The sequence below is a fragment of the Luteolibacter arcticus genome, from assembly GCF_025950235.1.
In the GTDB taxonomy this organism is placed as follows: domain Bacteria; phylum Verrucomicrobiota; class Verrucomicrobiia; order Verrucomicrobiales; family Akkermansiaceae; genus Haloferula; species Haloferula arctica.
This window is the reverse complement of sequence record NZ_JAPDDT010000007.1, coordinates 173699-189054: the sequence shown is the minus strand read 5'-3', so window position 1 is coordinate 189054 and position 15356 is coordinate 173699. Positions and strand designations below refer to the sequence as shown.

Annotated in this window: 17 protein-coding genes; 9 read left to right on the top strand and 8 right to left on the bottom strand. The window is 63.7% G+C overall.

The genetic code is table 11. From position 1 onward, the window contains the following. Nucleotides 1-40 precede the first annotated feature (40 nt). The 5 genes from OKA05_RS16830 (at nt 41) to OKA05_RS16810 (ending at nt 3910) form a co-directional block, all read left to right on the top strand. Nucleotides 41-979 (top strand): tetratricopeptide repeat protein, encoded by a 939-nt coding sequence (locus tag OKA05_RS16830; RefSeq protein WP_264488340.1) that lies wholly within the window; start codon nt 41-43, stop codon nt 977-979. A 113-nt stretch (nt 980-1092) separates the two neighbouring features. Continuing rightward, nucleotides 1093-1599 carry an LPS assembly lipoprotein LptE gene (gene lptE, locus OKA05_RS16825; RefSeq protein ID WP_264488339.1) on the top strand — a complete coding sequence of 169 codons (507 nt, stop codon included), beginning with the start codon at nt 1093-1095 and terminating at the stop codon, nt 1597-1599. A gap of 33 nt (nt 1600-1632) precedes the next feature. Beyond that, nucleotides 1633-2001, top strand: a complete 369-nt coding sequence (locus tag OKA05_RS16820) for a DUF7957 family protein (protein ID WP_264488338.1) — start codon at nt 1633-1635, stop codon at nt 1999-2001. 481 nt (nt 2002-2482) lie between these two features. Next, nucleotides 2483-3163 (top strand): 16S rRNA (cytidine(1402)-2'-O)-methyltransferase, encoded by a 681-nt coding sequence (gene rsmI / locus OKA05_RS16815; protein ID WP_264488337.1) that lies wholly within the window; start codon nt 2483-2485, stop codon nt 3161-3163. Between the two features lie 81 nt (nt 3164-3244). After that, nucleotides 3245-3910 (top strand): hypothetical protein, encoded by a 666-nt coding sequence (locus tag OKA05_RS16810; RefSeq protein WP_264488336.1) that lies wholly within the window; start codon nt 3245-3247, stop codon nt 3908-3910. A gap of 6 nt (nt 3911-3916) precedes the next feature. Here OKA05_RS16810 and OKA05_RS16805 read toward each other — a convergent pair whose 3' ends face one another. Next, nucleotides 3917-4234, bottom strand: a complete 318-nt coding sequence (locus OKA05_RS16805; RefSeq protein WP_264488335.1) for a DUF2288 family protein — start codon at nt 4232-4234, stop codon at nt 3917-3919. Nucleotides 4235-4385: 151 nt separating this feature from the next. Here OKA05_RS16805 and OKA05_RS16800 point away from each other — a divergent pair, with 151 nt between their 5' ends. Continuing rightward, on the top strand, nt 4386-4652 hold the full coding sequence (locus OKA05_RS16800; RefSeq protein WP_264488334.1) for a nickel-binding protein: 267 nt from the start codon (nt 4386-4388) through the stop codon (nt 4650-4652). A gap of 6 nt (nt 4653-4658) precedes the next feature. Here the strand turns inward: OKA05_RS16800 and OKA05_RS16795 are convergent, their stop codons facing one another. Further along, nucleotides 4659-4994, bottom strand: coding sequence for a hypothetical protein (locus OKA05_RS16795; protein WP_264488333.1), 336 nt, complete (start codon nt 4992-4994; stop codon nt 4659-4661). Between the two features lie 330 nt (nt 4995-5324). Here OKA05_RS16795 and mutM point away from each other — a divergent pair, with 330 nt between their 5' ends. After that, complete coding sequence (gene mutM / locus OKA05_RS16790; RefSeq protein WP_264488332.1) at nt 5325-6143, top strand: bifunctional DNA-formamidopyrimidine glycosylase/DNA-(apurinic or apyrimidinic site) lyase; 819 nt, start codon at nt 5325-5327, stop codon at nt 6141-6143. Between the two features lie 4 nt (nt 6144-6147). Here the strand turns inward: mutM and OKA05_RS16785 are convergent, their stop codons facing one another. The 4 genes from OKA05_RS16785 to grpE form a co-directional block, all read right to left on the bottom strand. Then, nucleotides 6148-9120 (bottom strand): thrombospondin type 3 repeat-containing protein, encoded by a 2973-nt coding sequence (locus OKA05_RS16785; RefSeq protein ID WP_264488331.1) that lies wholly within the window; start codon nt 9118-9120, stop codon nt 6148-6150. Nucleotides 9121-9234: 114 nt separating this feature from the next. After that, a complete protein-coding gene (locus tag OKA05_RS16780) occupies nt 9235-9963 on the bottom strand; it encodes a 16S rRNA (uracil(1498)-N(3))-methyltransferase (RefSeq protein WP_264488330.1) in 729 nt (242 codons plus the stop codon). Nucleotides 9964-9967: 4 nt separating this feature from the next. Next, a complete protein-coding gene (dnaJ, locus tag OKA05_RS16775; RefSeq protein ID WP_264488329.1) occupies nt 9968-11107 on the bottom strand; it encodes a molecular chaperone DnaJ in 1140 nt (379 codons plus the stop codon). Nucleotides 11108-11109: 2 nt separating this feature from the next. Next, nucleotides 11110-11661, bottom strand: coding sequence for a nucleotide exchange factor GrpE (gene grpE, locus OKA05_RS16770; RefSeq protein ID WP_264488328.1), 552 nt, complete (start codon nt 11659-11661; stop codon nt 11110-11112). Between the two features lie 93 nt (nt 11662-11754). Between grpE and OKA05_RS16765 the strand changes: the two genes are divergently transcribed. Beyond that, nucleotides 11755-11988, top strand: a complete 234-nt coding sequence (locus OKA05_RS16765) for an addiction module protein (protein ID WP_264488327.1) — start codon at nt 11755-11757, stop codon at nt 11986-11988. A gap of 372 nt (nt 11989-12360) precedes the next feature. On the opposite strand, the gene OKA05_RS16760 is transcribed toward OKA05_RS16765, so the two are convergent. Continuing rightward, on the bottom strand, nt 12361-12879 hold the full coding sequence (locus tag OKA05_RS16760; RefSeq protein WP_264488326.1) for a hypothetical protein: 519 nt from the start codon (nt 12877-12879) through the stop codon (nt 12361-12363). 208 nt (nt 12880-13087) lie between these two features. Here OKA05_RS16760 and OKA05_RS16755 point away from each other — a divergent pair, with 208 nt between their 5' ends. Beyond that, nucleotides 13088-13639 carry a hypothetical protein gene (locus OKA05_RS16755; protein ID WP_264488325.1) on the top strand — a complete coding sequence of 184 codons (552 nt, stop codon included), beginning with the start codon at nt 13088-13090 and terminating at the stop codon, nt 13637-13639. Between the two features lie 38 nt (nt 13640-13677). On the opposite strand, the gene OKA05_RS16750 is transcribed toward OKA05_RS16755, so the two are convergent. Then, nucleotides 13678-15225 (bottom strand): excinuclease ABC subunit UvrC, encoded by a 1548-nt coding sequence (locus OKA05_RS16750; protein ID WP_264488324.1) that lies wholly within the window; start codon nt 15223-15225, stop codon nt 13678-13680. Between the last annotated feature and the right edge of the window lie 131 nt (nt 15226-15356).

The following is a 15356-nucleotide window of genomic DNA, read 5'->3' as shown; positions in this document are numbered from 1 at the left end:
CGCTTTCCGCCCCGTCCCCGCACTTTCTAGTTTCCCTGCCATGCGAATCCCGCGTCTCGCTTTGCCCGCCCTCGCCGTTCTGCTCGCCTCCTGTGGCGACGACGCCGATCTCCCGCCGTTGGTCGGCAACACCTCCGCCAACAACGACCGCGCCGAGGGTCTCTACAGCCAGGCCCAAGCCGCGGAGAGCTCCGGCAAGCGGGACAAGGCGATCAAGATCTACGACGAACTCGCCGACACCATGCCGATCGCCCAAAAGGCGCCGGACGCGCGTTTCCGCCAGGGCGAGCTCCTGGAGCAAGACGGCAAGATCCGCGAGGCCTTCGATGCCTATCAGGATTTCATCAGCCGCTACAACTCCAGCAACCTCTACGAAAAGGCGCTCAACCGCCAGGCCAGCATGGCGCAGTCCGCGGCCGACGGCCAGGTGAAGACCAGCTTCCTCGGCCTCAAGTCCGGCATCTCCAATGACAAGATCACCGAGATGCTGACCAAGGTGCGCCAGAATGCACCGCGCTCCCCGCAGGCGTCGAAGGCGCAGTTCACCATCGGCCAAGTCTGGGAAAGCCAAGGCAACTCATCCGGCGCGGGTAAGGCGATCAATGCCTACCGCGAGGTCGTGGTCGAATTCCCCGAAAGCAAGGAAGCGCCGGAAGCGCAGTTCCGCATCGGCAAGGTGCTCATGGACGAAGCCCGCCGCGGCAATCAGGACCAGGCGAATCACGAGCGCGCCCGCGAGGCATTCCAAGACTACCTCCGCCAGTATCCCGGCCACTCGAAGAACGGCGAGGCCCGCCAGCTCATGTCGAACCTCGGCGGACAGGACATCCAGCAATCCTTCAATGTCGCCGAGTTCTACGAACGCAAGGGCGACAATGGCTCGGCTCGCTTCTACTACGAGGAAGTCGTCAGCAAGGCCAAGTCCGGCGAGCTCCACGACAAGGCGAAGGCCCGCCTCGCTGCGCTCGGCAGCAATTGAGCGATGGGGAATTAAGACATCGGGTCATCGGGTTATGAGGAAATCAGGGATTCCAGAGACCCGTCGCCCAATTGACCCAATCACCCAATTAACCCAATCCACCTGATCTCCCAATGCGCCCGCTCCTTCTCCTCCTCACCGCCCTCGCCTTCAGCTCCTGCGCCGGCTACCAGCTCGGCGGAGCCAAGCCGGCCGTCCTGCGCGACGTGAAGAACATCACCATCCCGATGTTCCAAAACGACACCCTGCATCCCCGCGCCGAGGCCCTGGCCACCAGCGCGGCGGCGGATGCCGTGGTGCTCGATGGCACCTACCGCATCACCACCGACGAGAAGGCGGACGCAGTGCTGGAAGGCACCGTCCACCGCATCGAATACACGCCGCTGCGCAGCACCCGCCTCGACACGCTGCGTCCCGAGGAACTCCAAAACACGGTGATCCTGAACTGGAAACTCACCGATGCCCGCGACCGCTCGAAGGTGCTCGCATCCGGCAGCTCCACCGGCACCAGCCGCTTCTTCGTGGACACCAACCTGCAGACCTCCCGCACCAACGCCCTGCCCGACGCGCTCGAACGCGCCAGCGAGTCGATGGTCTCGCGACTGGCGAACGGGTTCTGAGCCGTAGCTTCGGCATCCCGCCGCAAGCTTACGATGAATATTACCTACAACGGATCGCAATTACAAATCGACGGCAAGGCAGTTAAAATGCCTTCGCCGATTCGAGAAGCCTTCACCGTCAGATGGGGAGTAATCGTTCTTATGGATCAGTTCTCAGGTTTGAAAGGGCCGATTCTCGACATTCAAGAGGTTCGAAACGCTCCCAAGGGCACTAATCTCTTCTGTTACTCGCCCGCTGGCATTGTGCTGTGGAAAGCAGAACTCCCGACAGGGGACAATTCGGAAGATTATTACTACCGCGTGTCATCACGCTCCCCCTTGGTTGTGAATTCGTTCTCGTCATATCGTTGTGAGATTGATCCAGCGACTGGGAAAATCATCAGACAGGACTTCTTCAAGTGAGCGGATTTTGGCATCCTCTCTAATGCGACTCGGTTAAAATGCCGATTCGGTTTGAATCGGTTAAAATGCCAGCCTTTTATAAACTGCCTTCTTCGTCCCAACGGGACGGCTCATAATAGCCCGGCACGAAGTGCCGGGAGGGCAGGTTAAACCGACCGCGTCCCAACGGGACGCCTCATGCGGGGAGGAGTCCGGGTATTGGCAAGGCAAGTAGTGGCCCTTCGAGCCACGGCGCAAAGCCCTCAAGCCTGGCCTCCGGAGCCCCCCTAACAAGACAGCCTCAAGACGCATGAAGTGTCCCGTTGGGACACGACGCGCTCGACCGACGAGACCCGGCACTTTCGTGCCGGGCTATTATGAGCCGTCCCGTTGGGACGAAGAAGAAGAGACCATCCCATTCATCTGCGGTTGAATTCCACCGGCAAACCTGACGGAGATCCTCTCGCTTCACCTTCGGCATCCCGTCATCTTCCCATCACGCATGAGCACTCCCGGCCGCTTCGTCCTCGTCCCCACGCCCATCGGCAACATGGGCGACATCACGCTGCGGGCCATCGAGGTGTTGAAGGAGGCCAACCGCATCGCCTGCGAAGACACGCGCCATTCCGCGCCGCTGCTCTCGAAGCTCGGCATCACCGGCAAGCCGCTGGTCTCGCTGCACGATCACAACGAAGTACGACGTTTGCCGGAGTTGCTTGACGCCGTGCGCGGCGGCGAGACGGTGGCGATGGTCACGGACGCCGGCATGCCCGCCGTTTCCGATCCGGGCTACCGCGTGGTGCAGGCCTGCATCGAGCAAGGCATCCCCTTCGAAGTGCTGCCCGGTCCCTCGGCCGTGCTGACGGCACTGGTCGGCTCGGGCTTTCCAGTCCACGCCTTCCGCTTCCTCGGCTTCCTGCCGATCAAGAAGGGCAAGCGGCTCTCGGTGCTGGAGGAGTCGCTGTCCATCGAGGGCACGAGTATCTTCTTCGAGTCCCCTCACCGCCTGCTCTCGACGCTGGAACTGCTCGCGGAAAAACTTCCGGATGCCCCGTGCTGCGTGGCCCGCGAACTCACCAAGAAATTCGAGACCTACCACCGCGGCACCGCGGCCGAGCTCCTCGCGCATTTCCAAGTGCATCCGCCGAAAGGCGAGATCGTGTTCCTGGTGAAAGGCGAGTAGCGGCCGCACTCTCGTGTCGGTCCAGGTTCCGCAGCGATTGGGATTGTCGTCGGTAGGGCGGTCAGCCAGCGTCGCGACTTCATGAAGCTCCTGTTAGCCGCCCTGATCGCCCTCGTCACTCCGGCATTTTCCGCGACGGCCATTGTCGATCAAGTCACCGGCTCCACGGAGGAAGGCGGTCTTCCTTCCGTGGTGGGTCCAGTGGATACCGGCGAGAGTGTCGAAGACATCTACATGGCGCAGACGATCACAGCCGGGGTGGAGGGCTATTTGTCGCGGGTCGATCTGTGGCTGAGCCGTCAGTCAGGGGCCACGGGAGACCTCGTCCTCAGCATCCTGAATGCCGACGGCGCGCCTGAGGGTGCGCCCCTGATGACCATCACCATCGCGGCCAGTTCCATCGCGAGCAGCGGTCTCTTCGATCTGGTGATGGTCTCGGTGGATGTGCGGAGTTGGGACCTTCACTTCGGCGTAGGTGACACGTTTGCGATCGCGCTTGGTGCGCCGGATGCGCCGCCAGTCGGCACGGGCATGCCCGCCTTCGCCTGGGCAGGTGACGGCCTCGGCGGCTATGCTGCCGGCGAGCGCTACTTTCTCTCCTCGCCGGAATTTCCGGATTGGACGAGCAGCGAAGGCACGACCGACCAGATTGTGAGAACCTGGGTGGAGCCCGCTTCCATTCCGGAGCCGTCGTGCCTGGTGCTGGCGGGTGCGGGCGTGCTTCTTGTCCGGAGGAAGCGGCGGTAACAGGCCTTACCAGGCCACCGGCCGGCAGAGCACGAAGGGCGAGACGACCAGCGACTCGAACTCCGGGGACTCCTTCTCCCACTGCACGGAGTGGACCTCGCCCAACTTCACCAGATCGCCGGACTTCAGCCACGCTTCCACTTTAGTGGACTCGTTGCGCGCGATTGCCGCGCCGACGTCGGTGAGCGCCAGCGCCGGATCCAAGAAATACAGCACGCCATTCTGGCAGTGCGGACGCAGGTAGCTCCACGGGACCACGCCCGTGTAGCCGGAGAGCTTTTCCTCCGCGCTGGCTCCGTCTTCCCCGAGGAGAACGTACTTCATGATCTCCGATCCAAAATGCTCCGGCGCGATCATCGTGGGCCGAGCGTAGGCAAGCCCCCTCGCGCCTGTCACGCGCGCCGCGAGCGCTTTCCGGTTTGCCAAGCGCCATGCTCCCGCGCCATGTTCACTCTCCCGCGAAAGGAGGAACACCATGCCAACCTATATGAGCAGCCATAAGGTCCCGCCCGGTGCGATCAGCCGGGATCAAGTCAATCAACTCGCCACCGCCGCGCTCAGCGATCCCGTCGTGCAGCCCTACCGGAGCTTCCTCAATCTCTCCGAAGGCACGCTCTTCTGCGTGATGGAAGCCCCCGACCGCCAGGCGCTCGCCGAGTGGTTCCAAAAGATGCAGGTCCCCTGCGAGTCGATCAGTCCGGTCGAACTCGAGGGCGAGCGCGGCATCATCCACGCCGGCTGATCCCGATCACTGCGGCACGGAAAAATCGAAGTTCCGGACCGCCGTGCCAGTGACGCACAGGTGGTCCGCCTTCCACTCGATGGCGACGACGGTCACCTGGTAGAACCGCTCGTCGCCGGACGAGAGCTGCCCGGTCACGCCGGTCGTGAGCGGTCCGTTCGACGCGCAGAAGCGGATCGACGCCGATTCCGTGGTGTAGCTGACCGAACCGGACTTCACGCTGCCATCCGGCAAGTGGACGAACGAGGGCCGACTCTGCCGCCGCCGCTCCCAATCGCCGAAGCGAAGATCCCAGGCGGAAAAGAGGTTGCCGTCCGGCAGGGCGAAGGCTTCACGGTCCATGAGCAAAACATGTTGGAGAGACCGCGGAGGATTTCAAGGCGGCAGCATGACTTTTCCGGGAACCCCGACGGAAGAGCCCGTGTGGGGATTGAAAGCGGTCTGCGCCGCTCGCCCATTCGTGTTTCTCGTGGCGGGACGACTTCGTCGTTCCGGCGGGGGACGGTGCGCCAAACGAATCGGAGTGACGATCACCGGAGAAGCCCCGCCCCGCCGCAAGGGCGCAGCCCATCCGCTACAAAACGGCGGGGCACCGCCTTCATGCCCATCCATCCATCCGCATCCCGGATTTTTCCCATGGACGAACCGCCCCCGCGGTTAGAATGAGCCCGCATGCCGGAGCTGCCCGAAGTCGAAACCACCCGCCGCGGGGTCGAACCCCACCTCGTCGGACACCAGGTCACCGAGGTGATCGTCCGTCACCGAGGGCTGCGGCAACCGGTTTCGGAATCGCTCGACTCCATCGCCGGTGAGCGGTTCAAGTCCGTGCAAAGACGGGCGAAGTACCTGCTCTTCGATCTTGAGCAGGGTGGCGGCCTGCTGGTGCATCTCGGTATGTCTGGCAGCCTGCGGCTTGCCGATCCCGCGTCGGCTTTCAAGAAGCACGACCACGTGGCGCTGACCTTGGACACGGGAAAGCAGCTTCGTTTTCACGATCCGCGGCGCTTTGGAATCTTCCTGCACTTGCCGGAGGGAAACCCGATGGACCATCCGCTGCTGCAAGGCCTAGGACCGGAGCCGCTCGACAAGGATTTCACCACCGCGCTTCTGGCGAAGGCCTGCGCCGGGCGAATCGTCGCCATCAAGCTGGCGATCATGGACCCGAAGGTCGTCGTCGGCGTGGGCAACATCTACGCCAGCGAGGCACTCTTCCGCGCCGGTATCCGGCCGGCCACACCCGCATCGAAGGTGACCAAGCCACGGCTGGCAAAACTGGTCGCGGCGGTCCGCAAGGTGCTCGCCGAGTCGATCGAACAAGGCGGCACAACCCTGCGCGACTTCCTGAACTCGGATGGCGAGCCAGGTTACTTCAGCCAGTCGCTGTTCGTCTATGAGCGGAAGGGCGAGCCGTGCCGCGTGTGCAGCACGGTGATTCGCCATGCGGTGATGGGCCAACGCTCGACCTACTGGTGCCCCAAGTGCCAGCGCTGAGCCGTCATTTCTCCACCACCACCCAGCGCATCATGCGGGACGGCGACCCGCCAAGCGGCACACTGGCGATGATCTTGCCACCCTCGACGCGCACCCCGACGCCTGCGCGGGACCACACGTGCAGGTCATCGGACCACTCGGCCTTGTAGTCCACGTCACCGTGTTCCGTCGGCAGGTCGCGCGAGATCTCGAAAAGAGCGGCCGTGAGCGAGACCGTATCGGACGCGGCCGTTGGCGTCGTGGGATCGGTGGAGAATGCATACTCGACACCGTCGGCAAGTCCGTCGCCATCGGCATCCGCTTCGAAGGCGAGGTCCACTGCCGGATACAGGTAGGCCTTGAAGGCGGCGAAGCCGGTGAGGACCCCCGCCGCCCCCGAGGGCGTGACCATCAAGGCCGGCCCCCAAGCTCCCGGCGTGGCGCCATTCATGGCTCGCATGCGGAGTTGAAGGGGCTGCCCTGCGACCAGGGGCCGACCGGCGGTGATCGGATTCAGGCAGACCATCGGGGTACCGGCGGCCACCGCGGTTTCACTCGACCACAGGACCAAGGAGGGCGCGGTGACCGTGATGTCGTCGATCCAGACACCGGATTTCGTGGCATTCCACGTGAGATTGGAACCGCTGGTATTGCGGAGGGCAAATCGGAGTTTCACCGAAGTTCCCGCCCACGCCGCCAGCGACACGCTCTGGAGGGTGACCGCCGCGTCGGCCGTGGTCTTGCCCGGCAGATTCCAGATCGAAGTCCAGGTGCTGCCGCCATCGGAGGAGAGCTCGGCGTGCAAGCGATTCGTCGTCGCCATCGTCCCCCGGCGGGTCCAGAACGTCAGGGCGCTGGTGACGCTTGGAGTCGTGTCGCGCGTGATCGTGAAGAGGTCCTCCTGATCGCTGGTCGTGGCGAGTCCGAGCCGGAACGCACGGGACCCGCTCTTCCGGTAGCCGGTGGTCGTGCTGTAGATGGAATAGGAAGCAGAGATCTGCGTGGAAATTTGCGGGGCCGGTGAGGTTTCAGCACCCTCGGTCCATGCGCTTCCTCCCGGTGCTGCGACCTCGAAGCGATACGAGGTGGCCGCGGGATCGGGGATGAAGCAGTAATTCGCCCCGGTCACCGGCACCGTGGTGCTGCCGCTGAGTTCAAGCGGCCCGCGCGGCGTGACGACCTTTGCCGCCCCCCACGGGAACGCCTTGCCGCCGAGATGGGCGCGCGCGCGCAGCCACCACGTCTGGCCGGTGGCGATGGCGACCCCGGCGGTCGCGGAACTGAAGGTGAAGGACGTGAGACCCGCCGACTTCACGAAGCCTGCGGGCTCCAGCCAATCGCCGCCGGACACCGTGATATCGTCGATGAAGACACCGGTCGCGAGGGTCAGGTAGTCCTCGTGGGCATAGAGCGCCGCGCTGGGATCGGAGAGGTAGAAGCGGAACCGCACGCGCAGCGGTGTGGCGGACGCAGTCAGCGGGAGCGTCGAAGACTGGAAAGCCGAGTCACCGGTGCCACCGAGACCGGATAGCGTGGTGAGCGTGGACCAAGTCACCCCGCCATCGGCGGAGCTTTCCACGGCGAGCTTGGAAGCGGCGGTCATCAGCCCGCGCCGATACTGGAATTTCAGCGAGGTGGCAGCGCCCGACACGATCTCGCGGTCGAGCTCGAAAGACTGCTGGGGCACGCCATTGATCAGCGGATCGTAGCGCGTGGGAAAGGTCAGGCGGAATGCCTTCGTCCCGCTTTTCACGTAGCCCGCGACCGCGGCACGGAAGGGATAGCTGCTACTGGTCTGGGTGATGACTTTCGGAGCCGGACTATCCTCCCCGCCCTCGGTCCACGTGGCGGCCTTGCGCTGGAACATGCCGGCCTCGACTTGCTCCACTCCCTGAAGTCCGCTGACCTGATAGGTCGCGCTCACGGTTGGAGAACTTTCGCCGGCGACCAGCCCGCTTTGGTTGAGCTTGTCCGGATCGATCAGCGTGACCTGATAGCTGTGCTGTGCGGGCACATCCGTGCCTTGGATATTCGCGACCGTGATATGGTAGGTGGTGTCCGACGCGACCGAAAAGACCGACACCGTGGTGGGCACTTGCCACACGATCGAATTGTCGCCGTAGCCGGTGCGCCGGGAGACCACCGTCACCGGCACCACATTCATCGCCGCATCGCGCATCGTCACCGACGCCGCGGAAAAGTCGGCGCCGGGAAACGACAGCGACCAATACGGCGAATTGTGCTCCGCGGGGAAGAACCCGGCGGCCGGATAAGTGTGGAAAAGCGGGTCGACGTCGAAGTCCACGTCGGTCTGCTTGGGCACCACGTACATCGCATTCGATGGCGGGCGCACCGTGGTTCCGTTGAAGGAACCGGGCGTGTCACCGGTGGCGAAATCCGTGGACCAGTGGCTCAGAAGCCAGCGACGGTGGCCGACATCCACGTTCCAATTCGAGATGCCGATCACGTTCTCTTGCACGTAGGCATCGACCGCGCCGGGGCCGTAGAAGCCGAGCGCCAGGTTGCCATTCTTGTTGGCATTCCATGCAGCCGCGGTCCACGCGGTGTTGGTCTGCGGCGGGGTGTGACTGAGACCGCCGTTGTTCGGATAGGTCCGCACGATCATCAGCGCCGAGCGCTGTGCCGCCGCGGCCTTCGTGGTGGAAGGATCCGGCTTGTATGGATCGGCCGCCAGGATGTTGACGGTCGAGCCGGTATTGACTCGCACGGTGGCCGGCACCCCGGCGAGCGCCCGGTGGTAGTTCAGGCGCCGCTCGACATCGCCCGCGAAGACCGCCGAGGTCGTGCCTTCGGCGCCAGCCGCGGTCGAAGTGTAGTTGCCGGTCCAGGCCACCCGGTTCTGGTAGCCTTCGGACGCCTGATAGATGGAATGATAGAACGCGACGACGTCATTTCGGCTTGAGGTATCGACCTCAAAGCCTCGCGTCGGGACCGGCGCATCCGCCGCGAAAGCCGCCATCAGGCAACTCGCGGACACGACATGCAACGGCCAGAAATATCTGGTCGAGTGGGACAGCACGCCGCGTCTTATATTTAGTAAAGCCTAACAATCAAATGATAATTTTTACAAATTATCCGAATTCATTGACGTTCAGGCTGCCGAAAATTCGTAACGGAGGGCCGAAATCCCAAAAAATGCCGCCGTTTCCGCCCGGAGAATAATCTCGCCGAGGCTGGCAGGTTGGAAGCCTGCCGCGAGGGCTGACTCGCCTTCCTCCGCCGTGAAATCCCCTTCCGGACCAACGAGAAGTGTCACATCTTCCGGCATCTCGCCGGATCGCAGGATGTCGCGGAGCGGCCGGGCACCGGGAAAAAGCGAGGCGATGACCTTCAGCCCGCCCCCGCAGTGCGGCAGCCAATCGGCAAAGCTGCGGGCAGGCTCGACCACCGGCAGCAGATCCTGGCCGCACTGCTTGCAGGCTTCGAGCGCGACCCGCTGCCACTTGGAAGATTTGCGGTCGGCATCGTCCGCCTCCACCTGCACCACGGTGCGGCGGGTGATGAGCGGCTGGATCGAGGCGACGCCGAGCTCGACGGCTTTCTGGACGATCAGGTCCATCGTCTTGCCCTTCGGCACCGCTTGCACGAGGTGAATCCGCGGCCGCAGCGGTGGACGCTGGACCACGTCGCCAATGGACAGGCGGACCTCGCTCTTCGAAACGTCGAGGATCTCCGCAGACGCCGAACGCCCCCCGCCGTCGAAGACCGTGATCCGGTCCCCGCGGCGCAGGCGCAGGACTTGGGCGGCGTGCTTTGCCTCGTCGCCGGTGAGGACGGCCGCGCCGCCCCAACACTCCGGTGCGAGGAAGAAGCGCGCCATGCCGTCAGAGATCGAAGAAGCGGCGGGCCTTCTTGAAAAAGCCCTCCTGCATCGGGGAATTGTGCTGGCCGATCGATTCGGAGAAGGCGCGGAGCTTGTCCTGCTGCTCGCCGTTGAGCTTGGTCGGCACTTCGACCTGCACGCGGACGTGGAGGTCGCCCTTCTTGCCGCCGGAAAGCGCGGGCACGCCGCGGTCGCGCAGGCGGAACACCGTGCCACCCTGGGTGCCAGCGGGAATCTTGATCGAGGCCTTGCCATCGAGCGTCGGCACCTCCAGCTCGCCGCCGAGGGCCGCGGTGCTGAAGGGCATCGGCACCTCGCAAAAGAGGTCATTGCCGTCGCGCTCGAAGACGTCGTGCGCCTTCACATGGAGGAAGACATAGAGATCACCGGCCGCGCCGCCGCGGACGCCCGCGTCGCCGTTGCCGGTCGAGCGCAGGCGGGTACCGTCTTCCACGCCGGCCGGGATGCGGATCTTGATCCGGCTGGTTTTGTGAGTGCGACCGTCGCCGCCACACGAGTTGCAGGGATCGGCCACCGATTCACCGGCGCCTCGGCATTCCGGGCAAGTCGTCTGTTGGATGAAGATGCCAGCCTGCCGGGCGACCACGCCGCGTCCACCGCAGGTGGTGCAGGGCTTGGTGCCGCCGCCGCTTTTCGAGCCGCTGGAGTGGCATGTGCCGCACGGGCCATAGTGCTCGATCTCGAGCTCCTTTTCCGAACCGCGGGCTGCTTCTTCCAGCGTGATCTCCAGATCGTAGCGCAGGTCGCTGCCGCGCTGCTTGCCCGTCCGCTGGCGGCGTCCACCGCCGAAGAATTCCTCGAAGCCGCCACCAAAGGCGCTGCCGAAGACCTGCGAGAACAGGTCCATGGGATCATGGAAGCCACCGCCGCCTCCCCCACCGCCGCCGCCACCACCAAAGGCAGCATGCCCGAACCGATCGTATGCAGCCCGCTTGTCGGCATCGCTGAGCGCCTCGTAGGCCTCGCCCAGCTCCTTGAATTTCTCCTCGGCCGCGTGGTCGCCCGGGTTCTTGTCCGGGTGGAACTTCACCGCGAGCTTGCGGTAGGCCTTCTTGATCTCCTCCGCGCTCGCGTCGCGGGCGACGCCGAGGATCTCGTAATAATCGCGCTTCGTCGTCATCGTCAGCCTTCCTCTCCGTCGGTTTCCGGGGATGCCACTTTGCCCACCACCACCACGGCGGGGCGCAGCAAGCGGTCGCGCAGCATGAAGCCGCGGCGGTGCACGCGCAGCACCTTGCCATCCTGGGCCGGCTCACAGGCTTCCTGCGAGACTGCCTCGTGGACGTTGGGGTCGAAGGTCTTCCCGTCGGCCGGGATCTCCGTCACGCCTTGGGCGGAAAGGAAGTCGTTCAACTGCCGGCGGACCATGTCCATGCCGATGTAGATCATCGAACTCTTGTCCTGCGAGGCGGCCAACATGCCCATCTCGAAGTTGTCGATGACCGGCAGCAGGTCTTCCAGCAGGCCTTGGTTGGCATAGCGCATCGCCTCCTCGCGCTCGCGGGCGGAGCGCTTGCGGAAATTGTCCAGATCGGCCGCGGTGCGGACCGCCAGCTCCTTCCACTTGAGCACGTCCGCCTCCAGCTCGGAGTAGGGATCGGCGTCGGCGGAAGCGGCGTCGGAAAATTCATCCTCCACGGCGGCGGCCGGTTCCTTGTCGTCCTCGGGAATCATAGGGGCTGCTTCCTGCCACTCCCCGGCCGGATCGTCAACGGTTGCGTGGAGGCGTCCTTGACCTGCGGCCACCTGTTTGCGACCTTCTCTCCGATGGGAGCCGCCCTCGACCAAGTCACCAAGGACGCCATGGATTTGCCGCCACGGCAAAAACTGGCGTTGGCGGAATTGCTGATGGAAAGCGTGGACTCGACCGCGGACTCGGGGGCCGCCGAAGCGTGGGACACCGAAATCGCCGACCGAATCCGCGCCATCGATGAAGGACGGGAGGCCGGCGTTTCCTATTCCGAGGTCATGCGGTCGGCAGAGCAACGGCTGGTTCCATGAACATCCGGTTTGTCGGGGAAGCACAGATGGAGTTCCTCGACGCGATCTCATACTACGAGGAGGCCCGTGCGGGACTTGGCCAACGCTTCAAGGACGAGGTCGACCGGTGCGTTCTATGGATTGCCGACCACCTCCGAACTCTACCGTCATCGGGCGGACGCTCACCGGCGCATCAATCTCAGGGTATTTCCTTATTACCTGCCCAACATGGTCCGTGGCGAAACGCTCTGGGTGCTTGCCGTGGCACACGCCAGCCGCAAACCCCGTTACTGGATCCCCCGTCGGGGTGAAGCGGGATGAAATAGAGCACACCTTCAGAGGCGACTCTCTCCTCATCCCCGCCACTTCAGCCAAAGGCGCAAGCTGGGCGAATTAGTCTTCTTCAAGCGGCCGGAGGAGCGCCATCGGCTCTCCATCCACCGGTAACGGCATCAGTTGCACCCGCATTTCATCCACCTCCACCGACATCCGGTTGTCACTGGCAATGCGCTCCAAGACCTGCCACGCAGAGATACTCTCAGCTTTCCACGTGTGCCCGCCGTAGCAGAATTGCCCCCGCAATATCGGCCGTCCCTCCTCATCAATCGGCATCGGTCGGCGAACCACGATCTTCACCGCCTTGGCGGGCGCGATCTCCTTGATCCGAAATGCCACGTAGTCCGCACACTCTTCCGCGGAGATATTCTCGAAATCGAGCCGTGGAATGACAACGCCCTCCAACAACTCCCGAACGCGGCGACGCTCCGCGCTTTCGGAAGGGGTGCTGAGCTCGGCGACGTCCGCCTCCGCGACCTGACCTTGCACGACCTCCTTGCGCCCGTCGCAGGCGGCGAGCACGAAGGCCAACAAGGCCGGAAGAAGAAATCGTCCGGGCGGCGGAAGCAGTTTCATGGTTGAAATCAGGCTACGCCGGGCGTCTCAGCCTTGTCGATCCTGTGCGCGGCGAGACTGCAGTGCATTCCTTTGTCCCAGCCACTGGAGAATCGACAGCCGAAGCTTTCCTCGCATCGTGGTGAGGATCGCCACAACGTAACGCGGTATTGGATCGCACCCAGCATGTGAGATCACAGAGGCTGTCCCGCAAATAACTCCTGAAGCCATGCGCCATCTTTTGTTTGCCTTGTTTCTCGCGACTTCGCTTCCCGCGGCATCAAACGAAGTGCTCTCCAAGGAAGAAGTCCTGTCGGGAACGAAGTCAGCCGATCCGAAGAAGGAAGGTCGTTTGTTTGATAGCTTCAGCCTGACTCACGAATGGAAGGGTGTTGGCGACATTCGCGTTCGGATTTGGGAGGCTCCCGGCCGTTGGCCCGGACGCTTTCCGGTTCTCGTTCAAATTTGGAGCGAGGCCGGCAAGCTCCTTGATGCTTCCGAGCTTGAGCTCCCGGGAGCCCGCCCGGTGAAATTCTGGGCTTTCTTCCAGATGGGGAGCCATTTGGTCGTCAATCTGGAGTGCGAGCACCGCTTCCACCACGGGGAGAATGCGATCTATGCCTTTCGCGTGCGAATGGATGACCGCTGGGTCGCAGGCGGTCCGGCGGTGCACTTGGAAACCATCAGGGCAACTCATAGGTTTTCACCCGACCTGCTTTCGCCCGATAAGGGCGCCGTCGAAAAAGCCGTTCCATCTGAAGGCGACCATTCGTCAAAGTGAATCTAGCCCGCCATCCTGCCACGGATGCGGTCAGACCTTCACCCCAGCCACTCCAGAATCGCTTCAGCCGACTTCTCGGAAATGCCGGGGATAGCGGCGATCTCCTTCGCACTCGCCTTCCGGATGCGATCAACGCTGCCGAACTTGTGCAGCAGCGCCTGCTTCTTCTTCGGCGAGACGGCGGGGCAATCGTCTAGCAAACTCTCCTTCATCCGGCGGCGGTAGAGCAGGGCGTTGTAGCCGTTGGCGAAGCGGTGGGCTTCGTCGCGGATGCGCTGGAGGAGCTTCAGCGCGCCGCGGTCATGCGGGATGAGCAGCGGGTCGCTCTCGCCGGGGAAGAAGACCTCCTCGCGCTGCTTGGCGAGGCCGATGACGGGCAGGTCGTGCAGGCCGAGCTGTTGGAGTTCCCTCATGGCGGAGGAAAGCTGGCCCTTGCCACCATCGACGATGACCAGGTCGGGCAGCACGATCTTGGCGCGGCCTTCCTTGGCGAGGCGGCGCTGGATTTCCACAGGATCCTCTTGCGACTCGGCGAGGTCGGGATTGGCGGAGAAATTCTCGCCGAGGATGCGCGAGTAGCGGCGGCGGATGACCTCGGCCATCGAGGCGAAGTCGTCCTGTCCCTCCACCGTGCGGATGCGGTAACGGCGGTAGTTCTGATTGTCCGGTGCGCCATTGGTGAAGCGCACCATCGAGGCGACGATGTGATTCGACGAGACGTTGGAAATGTCGAAGCACTCCATCACGCGCGGCGGGCCGGGCAGGCCGAGCGCTTCGCCGAGGTCGGCGAGATCCTCGGTGGGCTTCACGGTCGTCGGCACGCCACGACCCCGGGTAAACTGGCGGGTCGGGTTCAGGGTCTTGCGGAGATTGTCCAGGACATCGCGGAGCAGCGCGGCCTTCTCGAAATCGAGGCGCTCGGCGGCCTTGGCCATATCCGCCTCCAGATCGGAGAAGATTTCGCGGCGACCCCTGCCCTCCAGCACCAGGCAGGCCTCGTCGATCCGGGCAAGGTAAGCTTCGCGGGTGATCCGCAGGATGCAGGGGGCCGAGCAATTCCGGATGATGTCGGCGTTGCAGTGCTTGTAGTCGATCTCGCCCGGATTGAGCGGGCGGCAGGCGCGCAGGCCGAACTTGCGGTTGAGCCAGGAAATCGTCGCGCGCAGGGCTCCGGAGTGGGCGAAGGGGCCGAAGTAGCGGGCTCCATCGTCCTTTTTCATCCGGGTCAGCACGAAGCGCGGCCACGGCTCGGACGGCTGCATCTTCACCAGCAGGAACCGCTTGTCGTCGCGGAAGGCGACATTGTAGCGCGGGCGGTAGTCCTTGATCAGCTTGCCTTCCAGCAGCAGCGACTCGGCCTCATTCCGGACCGTGTGGAACTCGAAATCGGCGATCGTATCGATCAGCGCGCGGGTTTTCAGGTCCGCGCGGGTTTTCCGCGAGGCGAGGAAATACGAGGACATTCGCTTGCGCAGGTCACGCGCCTTGCCCACGTAGATGATCGAGCCGAGGCGGTCCTTCATCAGGTACACGCCCGGCTGATGGGGAACTTCCCTGAGCTTTTCCTTCAATCCCGCGGCGGCCACTCCCCGGAATGGACAGCCACCCCGCGATTTCCGCAACCGTCAATCCGTGTTCGAACTCTTCCAATGACCGGGAGGTGGCAGGGAAAAGGCGGAAAGGCATTTTCAACCACAGATGACGCAGATGGACACAG